The sequence below is a fragment of the Sphingomonas sp. ID0503 genome, from assembly GCF_048565625.1.
Taxonomy (GTDB): Bacteria; Pseudomonadota; Alphaproteobacteria; order Sphingomonadales; family Sphingomonadaceae; genus JBLZUR01.
Map to the genome: position 1 here is coordinate 120,528 of NZ_JBLZUR010000001.1, position 13,017 is coordinate 133,544.

Below are 13,017 nucleotides of genomic sequence, written 5' to 3' on the forward strand. Positions count from 1 at the left end.
GACACCGCGATCATCTCTTCGCGATCCCGCCCGCCAAGACCTTCCTCCTGTCGGCTTGCCTGGCCGGCGCGCGCGCCCGCGCAAGCCCGCTTTGCGGGCTTCTCCACTGCCGTTGCGACCCTGCCGGTGCGCGGCCGCGCTCTGCCGCCGGCCCTTGGCACGCCTGTCGGAAGGCCCCGGCGGGCGGGGCCGGACAGATCAGGAGCGTTCTCATGTCCCAATCCTCCCCGAATGCGATGAGCCAGGCCGAGCGGATCGCCCGCGTCGCCGAACTCAATGACGCGCTTCGCCGGTCCATCCATAGCCCGGGCCGCAACCAGATCGTGATGACTGCGGGCGTTGCGGCGCTGATCGGCGACGTCGCCCTGTTCCGCGGCTTTCGCCGCCGCGCGGAGATCCTCCGGATCGTGCGCGACTATGACAGCTTCACGCCCGACAACGATCCGATCGACGAGCATGATTTCGGCCGCTTCGAGTTCGAGGATGCGATCCTCTACTGGAAGATCGACTATTACGATCTCGAGCTCGCCTATGGCTCGCCGGATGCCGCGAACCCCGAGGTCACGACGCGCGTGCTCACTATCCTGCTGGCCGACGAATATTGATCCGGCGCAGCCATCCCCCCGACCGGGGGGATGGCCCGCATAGTCTGCTTGAGCAGACTATGCGGGCAACGGACGCCGCATCCGCAAATGCGGGAGGGGAGGGCGCGGGTCCGAGATGTCGCGCGATTGCGCGTGGCCGGCGCCAGTGGCGCCGTTCGCTTGCCCGTTCACTGGCTCCAAGGAGACTTATCATGGCCGCATATTTCGCCGCGCATCCCGATCACGCGTTTCTCTTCGCGTTCGGCTGCTTCGCCCTCACCGTCTATCTGTTCCGCTATGTCGGTCCCGGCATTGGGGGTGGCGGCGACTGGTCCTCGCGCGATCATTATGAGCGCAACCTGCGCGATGGTCCTGACGACTATTGCTGAGGTGCCGCGGTCATGAAGACGATCGTCGTCAGCCTGCTCAAGGGCGGGGTCGGCAAGACCTTCCTCGCCAGTCATCTCGCCTGGTATCTTGCTGAACCGCCTGAGCGCCGCGTCGCCTTCGTCGATCTCGACCCGCAGGGCAGCTCGACGCGGCGCCTGGGCGCCGAGCGGCAAGGCGGATTTTCCGCCGACCTGTTCGATCCTGCCGCTGCCCTGTGCGCCGACGGGCAGGCCGGGCTAACCGTGCTCGGTGCCGATCCCCGTCTCCAGATGGTCAAGGCGGCGCAGGATGTGCGCGACTTCATCGGCCGCTTCCCGGCGCTCCGCCCGCATTTCGACTATTGCGTTATCGATACCGGTCCCAAGTGGGACGAGCTCACCTTGAGCGCGATGGCGGTCGCCGATGCCGTGATCGCGCCGGTGCAGGTTGCCGAGGATTCGGTCGAATGCGCCAAGATGCTGCTGACCGCGCTGCGCAAGGCCGAGGCCGCGCGCGCCGGCCGCAAGATCGCTTTCCTCGGGCTCCTCCCCTCGATGGTCAATCCGTTCGACCGGCGCGAGATGGAGAATGCGGTGAAGCTGGCGCATGCGGTCGGCGAGAAGCTCATGTTCCCGGCCTTCATCAAGGCGCGGCCGACCTACAAGCATGCCGCGGAAAATCATCGTCCGGTATGGCAGGAGACCGGCAGCGGCGCCAAGGCGGCGGCCGAGGAGATCCGCGCGGTGCTCGCCGAGATCGAGGGGCGCATGACAAGCCAGGAGGTCGCGGCCGCCTGATGGGCAAGTTCGACGAGCGCATCGAGGAGTTCGGACTTCTTGTCGGCGACCATGAACGGGCGCGCCGGGTCGAGGATATCGAACTTGCGCGCATCCTGCCCGACCCCGGCAATCCCCGGCGCAGCTTCGACGATGACGCGCTCGCCGAGCTGGCCGCCTCGATCGCGTCGCGCGGCGTGCTGCAGCCGATCACGGTTACGCCGCCCGACGCGAACGGCATGCACCGGATACGTCTGGGCGAGCGCCGCTTCCGCGCATCGCAGCTGGCGGGCCTTGCCACGATCCCCGCGATCGTCGTGCCGGTCGGCGAGGGAGTGCAACTGCTGGCCGACCAGATCGTCGAGAACGACCAGCGCGCCAATCTGTCGTCGGTCGAGCTCGCCCATGCGATCGCCCGGATGCTGAAGGGCGGGATGAACCAGGTCGAGATCGCGGCGGCACTCGGCCGATCCAAGCAGTTCGTCTCGCTCTATGCCGCCTATGGCGACATGCCGGCCTATCTCAAGGCGGCCCTGCCGTTTGCGCCTATTCGCCTTCTCTATGATCTGCACCGGACGGCGAGGGACTACCCTGCCGAGGTCGAGGCCTATGTCGCCAGCTGGGGCGACGCCGGCGCAACGCTCGCCGCAGGATCGCGCTTCATCGCCGAACTCAAGCAGACGCACCCGGCGCCGGTCCCTCCGCGGGCGCCTGTGGCACAGCCATTGGCCCCCACCGACCGCGATCCGGTTCGATCGGGCCTCACGGACAAACCCTCCGCGCCGATCCGATCTCCTAGACTACCGGTCTTGGTCGACGGCTTCCCTGCGTGGCTCCCGCTGGCGCCTTTGGTCACGGTGATTTTCGAGGATGGCCGCGAGCGTGAAGTCGCTGCCTCGTCGATCGGTCCGACCGGCGAGAGAAGCGAGGCCTTGCCAACAACTGACCCGCCTCCTCCGCGTTCGTAGTTTATCTTGCACGATGGTTTGGGCCGTACCCTTCGGGGTGCGGCCCTTTTCGTGTCGATGGGCGGGGGCGGCGCCGAAGGCGCCGCCCCTTGCTGCGGACGATCGGTGTTCGAGAGGGGTTCGCTGGCCGAAGAACAATAGTCTGCCCAAGCAGACTATAAGATGAGTTGAGTAAAGGTAAGGGCCGGATAGGCTTGGCGCCGGGGATGTATGACAATAGCGTTGGCGACATGCCCGTCCTCACCTTTCGGCTCGACGATGATGTCGCCCAGCGTTTCGCCGCGCTCGCGGCGGTATCGGGCGGCCGCTCGGCGCTGCTGCGCCGCTTGATCGGTGACGCCTTGGCCATGGAGGCGGGGGAGGGGCATCAGGCGCCGCGCGCCCGCCAGCGCGCAACCTGCCGGGTCGAGGTTCGGCTGATCCCGGAAGAGATCGCCGCGCTCGACCGCGCGGCGGATGTGCTGGGGATGAAGCGTACCGACTGGATCACCACGTTGCTGGCGCGGCGCTTGCGCGCAAACGCGCCCTTGCCGCGCGAGGAGCGGGCGGCCGTCGCGCAGGCGTGGCGCGAGCTCAACCGGATCGGGATCAACCTCAACCAGGCGACCCGCGCGCTCAACGCCTCGGTGATGGTCGAGTCCGGGCTAGACGTCGCGCGGGAAGCGGCCAGGGTCGCAAGCTTTAGGTCCGAGATCGTCGATGCGCTCGCCGGTCTCGGGGCCGCGCTCAAGGGCGATCTTCGCTACTGGGACATGGCCGATGCGTGAGGAGGAGGGGGTTCTCCCGCTTCCCAGCCTGATGGAGGCCTGGCGGCCGCCGGCAGGCGGCAAGCGGACCCTGCGCGGCGCCTATGTTCGGATCAAACCGGGCGGAAGCGGGGGCGGGGCCGGACGGCCGATGTCGATGGGCCAGGCCGAGGCGCGCGCCAAGCTTGAGCGGATCGTGCGCAAGGCGCCCGAGGTGATGGTGAAGGTCTCGGGCAAGCAATATGGCGCTCATCATGTCGCCGAGCATTTCGGCTATGTGGCGCGTCACGGGAAGCTTGCCGTTCGATCAAGCGAGGGCGAGGTCATCACCGAGCCTGGACGGCTCAAGGCGATCGCCCAGGACTGGGCGATGCTGGACGAAGCCATGAATGAGCATGGGCGCGAGCGGCCGACGTCGCTGTCGCTGGTGCTCTCGATGCCGGGCGGATCGACCGACGCCGAGACGCTTCACGATGCCGCACAGGCTTTCGCGCGGATACTCTTCGAGGGGAGCCACGGCTATATGCTGGCGCTGCATACCGACACCGATCATCCGCACGTCCATCTCACGGTGGCGACCGAGGGAGCGGACGGAAGACGCTTCAATCCGCGCAAGGCAGACCTCCATCATATGCGTGAGACCTTCGCGCACGAATTGCGCGCGCGCGGTGTCGCAGCGGAAGCGACGCCCCGGCGCGCGCGCGGCCATGTCCAGAAGCGGGTCCGCTCGCCGGCGCTCCATCTCGATGCTCGGCTCGGAGCCGAGGGGCGCAGGCTCAATCTCGAGCAGCTGAACGAGCTGCGGGCGCAAAGCTTCGTGCGCGGGGCCGACCAGGAGCGCCGCGCAGAAGATGTCATGGCGCTGGCGCGCCAGAAGCAGATACGCGGCGCCTATGCCGAGGCCGCCGTCGCGCTCGCGGGCACAGGGAAACCGGACGATCATGCCTTGTCCAACGATATCGCCGGCTTCCTGGCGGACATGCCGCCGGCGGTGTCGCGGCGCCTCGCTCGCGCGCGCGAGATCCTGCAAGCGGCGCGGCGGCCGCAGGATCGTACACGCCCGGCGCAGGATGGCTCTGCGGGGACGGACGAGCGGCAGCCGCAAGGCCGGGACCGCGAGCGATGATGTCGGCCGCGCCGGCTTCGGCGACTCGGGCGGCTTTCCAGCCTTGCCGACAAAGGGAGCAAGCCTATCTATGAGGGAGGGAATTTCCCGGAAAAACAAGAATATTCAATGTAAGATCGGGCTCATAGCTTGTTAGAAAAAACCATGTTATTATCTAACAAGGAGGAGCATCGATTCAATGTCTGCGGTAGCCGATCGGATCATGAAGCGTGTGCGCGGCAAGGGCCGCGGCTGGGTGTTCACGCCCAAGAACTTCGTCGACTTCGGCACGCGCGGGTCGGTCGACATGGCGCTGTCGCGCCTCGCGAGCGCTGGCGACATCCGGCGCATCGGCCGAGGCCTTTATGACTATCCACGCCAGCATGACAAGCTCGGCGATCTTAGTCCCGATCCCGCCAATGTCGCCAAGGCTCTCTCGACGCAGAGCGGGGACAAACTTGCGCCGTCCGGAGCGACGGCAGCCAACAACCTCGGCCTCTCGACCCAGGTGCCGGCCCGGGCCAGCTATGCCACCACCGGGCGGTCCCGGGTCAGGCAAGCGGGCGGGCGCAGCCTGACGCTCAAACACAGCCGCGCACCGGTGCTCGACAATGCGCCTGAACTCGGTCAACGCGGTCGTGCAGGCGCTCGCGCATCTGGGGAAGGACAATATCGACAGCGGCAAGATCCGGCACTTCGCAACGCGGCTCGATGATCGCGACATGCGGATGCTCATCCAGGCCCGGCCGGAGATGCCCGGATGGATGGGCGACGTCGTCTTAAAGATCGGCGCCGCCCGCAATGGATGAGTTCGCGCGCAGACCCGCCGAGGACCGGCGGGCCTACATTGATGAAGCCGCCGCGCGGCGGGACCTCACGCTCATCATCATCGAGAAGGATTTCTGGGTCTGCTGGACGCTGCGCCGCCTGATCATGTGCCCCGACCTTGCCGGTCATATGACCTTCAAGGGCGGAACGTCGCTGTCGAAGGCCTATGGGATCATTGCGCGGTTCTCCGAAGATATCGACCTCACCATCAGCCGCTCGGCACCGCTTCTCAGCGACGTTGCGTCGCCGATGGACAGCGACATTACCGGCAAGGAACGCGAGCGCCGGACCAAGGCGCTCAAGACGGCGGCGCAGGCCTATGTCGCGACCGTCGCAATGCCGCTCCTGGCGCGCGAAATCGAAGCCGCTCTCGGCACAGCCGAGGGTTGGAGCCTCGCCCTAGATCCCGACGACAAGGACGAACAAACGCTGCTCTTCGTCTACCCGCGCACTTCGGGCTACGGGCTCGCCTATGGCGAGAACTACGGCGGTGCGGACGAAAGCGGCTACATCAAGCCGCGCATCAAGCTCGAATTTGGCGCCCGCGGCGACACCGAACCGTTCGAACTCCGACCGATATCATCCTATCTGGCCGAGGATTTTCCCGAGGAGCTGCCGAATGCGGTGACCGAGGTGCCGACGCTCGCCGTCGCGCGGACCTTCTGGGAAAAGATCACGATCCTTCATGCCATCCATCACAACGGCAAGCTGCGCGAGGGCATGTCGCGCCATTATTATGACGTGCTGATGCTTGACCAGGCCGGCGTCACGGCCGAAGCGCTGGCGCGGATCGAGCTCTTGGAACAGGTGGTTCACAACAAGAGCCTGATGTTCGCCGACAAGTCGGCATCCTACGAGACGGCCCTCATTGGAACGTTGCGCCTGTCGCCTGATGGCGCGACCCGGGAAAAGCTCGAGCGGGACTATAGCGCGATGGCGGACATGTTCATGGCCGCGCCTCCGAAGTTCGATGCTCTTATGGAAGGACTGGCGGCGATCGAAGTCACGATCAATGGTCGTTAATGCCAGGGACCGGAAAAAGGCCACCAGTCTAACACATTGAAATACAACGATAAAAGACTGATAACATAGATTATGTTAAATCCGTGCCGACCATCCCGCAAGCGAGCGGCTGCTCAGCCGAAAAGCTGCTGTTCTCAGGTGGGATGCCGAAACCCGACAGGCGTTGGCCAGCTGAGTTTCACGCCTGCACAAAAATGGGCTAAATGCGGCACCAATGGAAGCGAGCGAGGGAACTGCATGATCACCGCCAAGCACATCCCTTGGGAGCCGATCGGCACTTTGCCGGAAGACCGGAAAGATGGCCGTCGCTTGCTGCTCTGGGAAGTTGACCTCCCTGTGATCGGGCGATGGGGTAGCGACCGCGAAGGCTGGGAAGATCCCGACAGCATGCATATCCTGGAAGAAGTCACCTACTGGGCCGACATCAATCCACCCGCGTGATGGGCGGATAGCAAAGGGGCTGGCCGAGCCCCCCTTTGCGGGCGGGCGCTTCATGCAGAACGCTAACTAGAAGGGTCGCAGCAGCGGTAGCAGGGTCACCTTCAACAAGCGCCCGAAATCCTTCGGCAAAGCGGTCGTTCGAGGAGCAGTTTGACACCCCTAATAGCTGTCCTTCGTTCATCGCCTCGTTATCGTTTGGGCCCGGGGCCAGGATATGGCCCGGCGACAGTGTTCAACTCTTGGGCAAGGCAGGCTTTCTCGTTCCGATGTCATCCATGATGCCTGCACCCTCGATGCTGCGCGGAGCGACGCCCATGATTGGCAGGGGCTGCATGAGCAGCCCTGCCTGCGAGGTCAGAGTGGCGACCAGGGTTCGAAAATAAGGATAGGTGGCGATCTTTCCGACGCGCTCCAGAAAGAGTTCGCAGGCATCGCCATCGCAATCGCCTTCCACCCGGTAGTTGGTCAGGTAGGTCGCGCTGATGCCGAGCACGCGCTTGCGTCCCTGACGGCAAACCACATCGAAAGCGAATATGCCGTATAGCGAGCCCGATTCCGCCTCGAGGAAGCTGTGCGCCAAGGCGGCGCTAATGCCGTTGCGCCAGCCATCGGGATCAAGCCCCAGCGCTTCCGGCTTCAGCTCGAACTTGCTGGTGGTCAGCCGGATCGTCCGGAGATGCGCGCGCGACACCAGATTGTTGTAGACGGTGGCGTCGGCTGCGTGAGGATCCTGGACCAAGTCGTGCTCCTCAAGCGGCTGCAGCAGCGGTGCGTCGTGGTAGTGCTGCCTCGGCGCGCAGCCAGCGCTCAAAAGAAAGGTGCGAAGCTGGTACGTCGGCAACGGTCGGCGCATCGGCCAGTGCAACGTCGCCTGCCATCTGGAATTTATCGGACTCCAGACCGATCACGGTCCAGCGGTGTGCATCGTCGGCCTGCGCGCCGCGCGCGTCTGCGAGCTGCCGCTCAAACTCTTCGAGTGTGGTCAGATAAGCGGTTTCTCCGAGCTGATGGAACACGCGGGCAACCGTTTTGATCGTCAGGTTTGTAGCCGTGTCGCCAAACATCTGGCTCACGCGCGCTTCGGTCACGCCCATCCGCCGCGCAAGATCACGATAGCGCAGGCCTTTGCGATTCATGATCTTTTGCATCTCGGTCTGGGCGAGCAGGATGAACGCGGCCTCGGCCGCCTTCGCGGCATAGGTGTCGGCATCGCATTGGCTGATGCTGTTGGCCTCTTGTGATTTCATCGTTCTGCTCCTCTCGAATGGCTGTGATGGAAGGGCAAATTGCCCTGAACCGCGCGTGGCGCTGCCGCCGCGGGTTCGGCGGCAGCGCCACGCACTTCCGTCACAAAGAAAGTCCGAATCGGCTCTTCGGTGGCGCGGCGACCGATCACATGGACGCCGAACGCGACAAACTCCTCCAACCGCGCGGATTGCGCGCCAGGGACGGGGTGAAAAAGCTGCTCGGGCAGATTGTCGCCGCCATGGGCGCAAAAGTGGTCCAGCGCGCTGCGCAGACGAAAATGGGCATCTGCGGGAACGGCGGTATTGAGCTTGTCCCAATCGGAATTTCGCATGGCGATGCGCCAGCGCCGGCCGGACAACCGGACCTCATACAGTTCACCAGCAATGCGCTCGTCCGCATCCAATCGCCACCTCGATGGCTTAATCTATAACTTAAGGCCGCGACCGTCCAGCGCAAAGCGGCATACTGGATTTTCTGGTTAACATTAGGTATATGTAATGTTCAGACGACGCTCTCGTAGCAGGGAGACAGGGCGCCGCCGAAGCGCAAGCGATTGAAAGGGAATTCAAAAATGGCGGCAACTACCACCCACTTCCGAGTCGGCAACGGAGACATGACCCTCGTCGAGCTCGAAAGCGGACGTACGATTCTGATCGACATCCGCATCCGCGCGGACGCGGACCATCCCGACGGTGAGGCCTCCGATGTCGCGGCCCAGCTGCGCAGCCGGCTGAAGCGGGATGCGGCGGGCCGCCTCTATGTCGATGCCTTCTTGTTGACGCACCCCGATGCCGACCACATCTGCGGTCTGCGCAATCATTTTCATCTCGGGACGCCGGAAGGCTGGTCAAAGTCGAGCGACAAGATCCTCATCCGCGAAATGTGGTCGTCGCCGATCATCTTCCGCCGCGCCAACCGCAAGTCGCACATCCTGTGCGACGACGCCGCCGCGTGGGCCACCGAGGCGCGCCGCCGCGTCGCCTATTTCAAGCAGTGGGGTTTCGCGAACACCGGGGACCGTATCAAGGTCCTGGGTGAGGATATCGACGGCAAGACCGATGCCCTGAGTGCGATCCTGATCAAGGTCGACGAGACCTTCTCGACGATCGACGGCGCTTTTGACGGCAGCTTCTCGGCGCGATTGCTGGGGCCGCTTCCGCCCGCGGACGAAGCTGAGGAAGAGGTGCTGTCGAAGAACGACTCGAGCGTTATTATCCAATTGACGCTCGCGTCCGGCACCCAGCCGCAGGCCGCGCGCTATCTGGTCGGCGGCGACGCGGGGGTAGCGATCTGGGAGCGGCTGTGGACGAAGCACAAGCTGGCCCCCGAGGTTCTGGCCTACGACATCCTGATCGCGCCGCACCATTGCTCGTGGCGCAGCCTGTCCTGGGACAGCTGGTCCAAGAAGCGCGAGGAGGCAAAGGTATCGTCCGACGCGCGGTCTGCATTGGCACAGGCTCGCCCGGGTGCGGTCGTGATCGCCAGTTCCAATCCCGTCAAGGATGACGACAATGATCCGCCGTGCATCCGCGCGAAGCGCGAATATGTGGCGATCGTGAAGCCCGTCGGCGGTGAGTTCCGTTGCGTATCGGACGGCGGCGGCGACGAGCCGCTGGTGATCGAGACCAACTGGGCCGGCCCCAAGCTCAAGCGGGCCAGCCTGATCGGCGCCGGCCTCTACGCGACCGGGGTTGGCTCCGAGGCTTTGGCTCACGGGTGACCGAATCGAGCGCAGCGCCCACGGCGCCGATCCCCATCCAGGTTGCCCGCGCGCTGCGTCAGGCAAGTGTGCACCCCTCGGTTGTCGGCGTGAAGATTGTCGCTCGCGAAGACGATGAGCTTGTCTGCGCGATCGACATTCGCACCGAAATGCCGGCGGCGTGGCGCGCCGCAGGCCAAAGTCCCATCGGCGTCAAGGTGGTTGAGGCGGTGACGGTGACGTTTCCGTCGCTCTATCCCGTGTCGGCGCCGCTGATCGAGCTTCGTGCGGATTTCGATCGGTCACATCCACATCTCAACCCGGCGCAGGCTGGTGCGCCGCCGGTCCCCTGCCTTGTCGCCGGAAGTCCGCGCGAACTGATCCAGACCCGCGGCTTCATCGGGCTGATCGATCAGCTGGTCGAATGGCTGGAGAAGGCTTCGACGCTGGAACTCAACAACCCTGCGGCGGGTTGGGAGCCGGTCCGGCGCGACCATATCCACGATATTTCGGTTGTCGATTCGGCCGCATTGCACGCTCTGGTCGAGCGCAAGGGCGGCGCGGCCTATATGTGGGCCCCGTACATCCATACCCGCGGCGACATCGGCCATTATCGGTTGCATGTTCCGATCGAACCGGGTCCCTTCGGCCCAAACGACACGCGGCTCTTCGCGCGGCGCAATTTCAGGTCTCGCGAGGACAGCGGTCTCGGCCTGGCGATCGCGGCGTGGGCCGGCAAGGGGCCGGACGGCCAGCTGCAAGTAGCTGACGGTTACAGGCCCGAGGACGTCGCGACGCTGGCCGATCTGCGGGCGCGTGCGGCGGAGTACGGGTGCCTGGAATTTCTGGATGCCAAGCTCAAGCATGTCGCATCCCGGCTGACTGCGCAGCCGATCAGCATCATCGTCCCGATCGTCGTGCTGCTGTTGCCCCGGCGACCGTATGTCGTGGTCGGCACAGGCAGCAGCATCGAGACCTGCGGCTACCTCGTTGAAGTCGCCAAGGGCGCTGACCTGCTCAATCCGGAGACGGCGGTCCGCCTTCTGGGTCATCGTGACACGCCGTCGGTGGCGGTCCTGCGGCGCACCTCGGGCGATGATCCGGCGGCTGCGACACCACCATGGACCCTGATTGGCTGCGGGAGCGTGGGGTCGAAGCTCGCGCTTCACCTCACACGGGCCGGTCGGGCGCCGGGTGTCCTGGTCGATCGTGATTTGCTGGAGCCGCACAATTTCGCGCGCCATGCGGCGCTGCCCTTCGATGGCGAGCGGCATTCGCTCTATATGATATCGAAGACGTACAGCGTCGCGGAGATGGTGCGCAGTCTCGCCCTCGAACCCAGGCGGCTTGATCTTGACGCACTTGCTCTGCCGCTCCGCGCCGAGGGCCGCAGCGTGGTCGCACCGCCTGGGACAGCCATGATCGTCAACACGACCGGCTCGGCGGTCCTGCGCGAGGTCTATGGGCATGCCGATTGGGCCGGCCGCCCGCCGCTGGTCGAAACCTGCCTGTTGGGGGCCGGCAGGGCCGCCTTCGTGGGGATCGAAGGAGCCGGCGCCAATCCCAACGCCAGCGATCTGATGGCGGAGGCGTATAATGTGATCCGGCAGGACGCCGGGCTTGCCGAGATCGTCTTCAGCGCCGAGGCCGAAGCGATCCAGATCGGCCAGGGCTGCTCGACCTTTTCTTTCGCGCTGTCTGATGCGCAGCTTTCTGCGTTCACCGCGTCCATGGCGATGGTGGTCGCCGAGGGACAGCGCGAAGGTCTGCCGCAAGGCGGCGAGGTCCGGCTGGGACGGCTTGGCGATGATGGCGTCAGCCAGCAATGGTCGCGCCATGCGGCGGCGCCATGGATCGTGGTCGAACGCCAAACACCCGACCAGCCGGCAATTCGTATCCACACCCGGGTTCACGCGGCGATCGAGGCAGACATCGCTCGATGGCCGGGCGTCGAAACCGGCGGTGTCCTGATCGGGCGTTTCTCGCAGATCGGCAATTGCTTCCAGGTCGTCGATACGCTGCCGGCGCCGGAGGACAGCACCCGCTCGGCCGCCGAGTTTGTCCTGGGAACGCGCGGGCTCAAGACGTCGATTGATTCGCTCGTTCAATCCAGTCGCGGAACGCTGCAAGTGGTCGGGACCTGGCATAGCCACCTGCAGCCGAGCGGTCCGTCAGGGACGGATATTGCGACAGGGTCGTTGCTGGCAACGCACCAATTGGGGCCGCTGCTCATGCTGATCCATACGCCTGGAGGTTACAGCGCATTGACGGCCGAAGCGGTGGGCGGCGGCAAAGTGCTGTCCATGGCGGCGGCGAGGGGGAGCGAAAGCAATGGCACTTGATGCGGTTATGAAAGAGCTCAATTTCGATCGCTATGATCGCAACGCAAGGTTGCGCCCGGCGCTTTTTACGATTCTGCCGATCCTGGTGTCGATCGCGATCTGGTATCCAAAAATCTGGAGCCTGTTCGGTGCCCTGGCGTCGCTGCTTGTCACCTGCGGCGTGACCTTTCTGTTGGCACAGCTCGCCCGTCAACGTGGGCGGCGCCTTGAAGCGCGCTGGACGCCGGCGATCGGCCGCCCCCACAGTGCCAAGCTCCTCAGCCATGCCGATCCGAAGCTGCCCGCGGCGACGAAGGCCCGGTATCATGCTTATCTTTCGAGCCATGGTGTCGTACTCCCGACCGTCCAGCAGGAACGGCGTGATCCTGCAAAGGCGCAGGATCAATATCTCTCTGCGGTCATGTGGCTGCTTGAGCATACGCGGCAAAATGCCGACAAGTCGCTGCTGCTCGACGAGAATATCGCTTATGGTTTCCGGCGCAATTTGCGGGGGCTCAAGCCGTTCGCGCTGGCCATCCTCGCGCTCGCGCTGGCGGCGAACGTCGCGCTGGTTTGGCGAGGAGGTGGGTGGGCATCACCGATGCTCGAGACGGGCGTCATGCTGGGCGGCGGGCTGGCGCTGGTGACGCTGATCTGGATTTTCTATATTACGAAGCCCTTCGTTGAAGATGCCTCGTTGGCCTACGCTCAGCGGCTGCTGGCGCAAAGCGATGTAACCGCATCCGCCGCTGCTGCGAATGGAGCGCAAAATCGCTAACAGGACCGATCGGCGAACAAGGGGACATGCGAGGATATCATCCTGCGCGATGAGATGGATCCGAACCCGCAATCGAGCAACGAAGGCCGCTATGCGGGTCATCATCTGCAGGGCCCGATAGTCTTCAACCG

Annotated in this window: 14 protein-coding genes and 1 pseudogene; 12 read left to right on the forward strand and 3 right to left on the reverse strand. The window is 64.7% G+C overall.

The features are described from left to right. Positions 1-212 precede the first annotated feature (212 nt). From ACM608_RS00585 to ACM608_RS00625, 9 genes and pseudogenes are all read left to right on the forward strand, one after another. Positions 213-605, forward strand: a complete 393-nt coding sequence (locus ACM608_RS00585; protein ID WP_007688057.1) for a DUF3768 domain-containing protein — start codon at positions 213-215, stop codon at positions 603-605. A gap of 191 nt (positions 606-796) precedes the next feature. After that, positions 797-973 (forward strand): hypothetical protein, encoded by a 177-nt coding sequence (locus ACM608_RS00590; protein ID WP_013039042.1) that lies wholly within the window; start codon positions 797-799, stop codon positions 971-973. 12 nt (positions 974-985) lie between these two features. After that, complete coding sequence (locus ACM608_RS00595) at positions 986-1,750, forward strand: ParA family protein (RefSeq protein ID WP_007688046.1); 765 nt, start codon at positions 986-988, stop codon at positions 1,748-1,750. After that, positions 1,750-2,697 carry a ParB/RepB/Spo0J family partition protein gene (locus ACM608_RS00600; RefSeq protein ID WP_007688045.1) on the forward strand — a complete coding sequence of 316 codons (948 nt, stop codon included), beginning with the start codon at positions 1,750-1,752 and terminating at the stop codon, positions 2,695-2,697. Before ACM608_RS00595 ends, ACM608_RS00600 begins: the two co-directional genes overlap by 1 nt. A gap of 230 nt (positions 2,698-2,927) precedes the next feature. Continuing rightward, positions 2,928-3,464, forward strand: coding sequence for a plasmid mobilization protein (locus tag ACM608_RS00605; RefSeq protein ID WP_031295761.1), 537 nt, complete (start codon positions 2,928-2,930; stop codon positions 3,462-3,464). Further along, positions 3,457-4,569: a relaxase/mobilization nuclease domain-containing protein gene (locus ACM608_RS00610; RefSeq protein ID WP_419680996.1), complete on the forward strand. Its 1,113-nt coding sequence runs from the start codon at positions 3,457-3,459 to the stop codon at positions 4,567-4,569. The genes ACM608_RS00605 and ACM608_RS00610 overlap by 8 nt, the downstream gene beginning before the upstream one ends. 178 nt (positions 4,570-4,747) lie before the next feature. Then, positions 4,748-5,357, forward strand: a pseudogene (locus ACM608_RS00615) (DUF6088 family protein). Continuing rightward, a complete protein-coding gene (locus tag ACM608_RS00620; RefSeq protein WP_419680998.1) occupies positions 5,350-6,399 on the forward strand; it encodes a nucleotidyl transferase AbiEii/AbiGii toxin family protein in 1,050 nt (349 codons plus the stop codon). Before ACM608_RS00615 ends, ACM608_RS00620 begins: the two are co-directional and overlap by 8 nt. Positions 6,400-6,636: 237 nt before the next feature. Continuing rightward, complete coding sequence (locus ACM608_RS00625) at positions 6,637-6,840, forward strand: hypothetical protein (RefSeq protein ID WP_419681000.1); 204 nt, start codon at positions 6,637-6,639, stop codon at positions 6,838-6,840. Positions 6,841-7,072: 232 nt separating this feature from the next. On the opposite strand, the gene ACM608_RS00630 is transcribed toward ACM608_RS00625, so the two are convergent. From ACM608_RS00630 to ACM608_RS00640, 3 genes are read right to left on the reverse strand one after another with little or no spacing between them, the layout of a single operon-like run. Beyond that, complete coding sequence (locus ACM608_RS00630) at positions 7,073-7,579, reverse strand: hypothetical protein (protein ID WP_419681002.1); 507 nt, start codon at positions 7,577-7,579, stop codon at positions 7,073-7,075. A gap of 10 nt (positions 7,580-7,589) precedes the next feature. Beyond that, a complete protein-coding gene (locus ACM608_RS00635; RefSeq protein WP_419681004.1) occupies positions 7,590-8,087 on the reverse strand; it encodes a helix-turn-helix domain-containing protein in 498 nt (165 codons plus the stop codon). Beyond that, positions 8,084-8,491 carry a hypothetical protein gene (locus ACM608_RS00640; RefSeq protein WP_419681006.1) on the reverse strand — a complete coding sequence of 136 codons (408 nt, stop codon included), beginning with the start codon at positions 8,489-8,491 and terminating at the stop codon, positions 8,084-8,086. The genes ACM608_RS00635 and ACM608_RS00640 overlap by 4 nt, the downstream gene beginning before the upstream one ends. 168 nt (positions 8,492-8,659) lie before the next feature. Here ACM608_RS00640 and ACM608_RS00645 point away from each other — a divergent pair, with 168 nt between their 5' ends. Genes ACM608_RS00645 through ACM608_RS00655 form a run of 3 tightly spaced genes read left to right on the forward strand, consistent with a single transcriptional unit; the run spans position 8,660 to position 12,886 of the window. Further along, complete coding sequence (locus ACM608_RS00645; RefSeq protein WP_419681008.1) at positions 8,660-9,808, forward strand: hypothetical protein; 1,149 nt, start codon at positions 8,660-8,662, stop codon at positions 9,806-9,808. Continuing rightward, on the forward strand, positions 9,805-12,129 hold the full coding sequence (locus ACM608_RS00650; RefSeq protein ID WP_419681010.1) for a Mov34/MPN/PAD-1 family protein: 2,325 nt from the start codon (positions 9,805-9,807) through the stop codon (positions 12,127-12,129). Before ACM608_RS00645 ends, ACM608_RS00650 begins: the two co-directional genes overlap by 4 nt. Continuing rightward, positions 12,119-12,886, forward strand: coding sequence for a hypothetical protein (locus tag ACM608_RS00655; RefSeq protein WP_419681012.1), 768 nt, complete (start codon positions 12,119-12,121; stop codon positions 12,884-12,886). Before ACM608_RS00650 ends, ACM608_RS00655 begins: the two co-directional genes overlap by 11 nt. Positions 12,887-13,017: the final 131 nt, after the last annotated feature.

Excerpts from the sequence above, each read along its gene's own strand:
- ACM608_RS00645 (WP_419681008.1), top strand. The coding sequence starts at position 8,660 with ATGGCGGCAACTACCACCCACTTCCGAGTCGGCAACGGAGACATGACC.
- ACM608_RS00600 (WP_007688045.1), top strand. The coding sequence starts at position 1,750 with ATGGGCAAGTTCGACGAGCGCATCGAGGAGTTCGGACTTCTTGTCGGC.
- ACM608_RS00620 (WP_419680998.1), top strand. The coding sequence starts at position 5,350 with ATGGATGAGTTCGCGCGCAGACCCGCCGAGGACCGGCGGGCCTACATT.
- ACM608_RS00610 (WP_419680996.1), top strand. The coding sequence starts at position 3,457 with ATGCGTGAGGAGGAGGGGGTTCTCCCGCTTCCCAGCCTGATGGAGGCC.
- ACM608_RS00605 (WP_031295761.1), top strand. The coding sequence starts at position 2,928 with ATGCCCGTCCTCACCTTTCGGCTCGACGATGATGTCGCCCAGCGTTTC.
- ACM608_RS00655 (WP_419681012.1), top strand. The coding sequence starts at position 12,119 with ATGGCACTTGATGCGGTTATGAAAGAGCTCAATTTCGATCGCTATGAT.
- ACM608_RS00635 (WP_419681004.1), bottom strand. The coding sequence starts at position 8,087 with ATGAAATCACAAGAGGCCAACAGCATCAGCCAATGCGATGCCGACACC.
- ACM608_RS00625 (WP_419681000.1), top strand. The coding sequence starts at position 6,637 with ATGATCACCGCCAAGCACATCCCTTGGGAGCCGATCGGCACTTTGCCG.
- ACM608_RS00585 (WP_007688057.1), top strand. The coding sequence starts at position 213 with ATGTCCCAATCCTCCCCGAATGCGATGAGCCAGGCCGAGCGGATCGCC.
- ACM608_RS00595 (WP_007688046.1), top strand. The coding sequence starts at position 986 with ATGAAGACGATCGTCGTCAGCCTGCTCAAGGGCGGGGTCGGCAAGACC.
- ACM608_RS00590 (WP_013039042.1), top strand. The coding sequence starts at position 797 with ATGGCCGCATATTTCGCCGCGCATCCCGATCACGCGTTTCTCTTCGCG.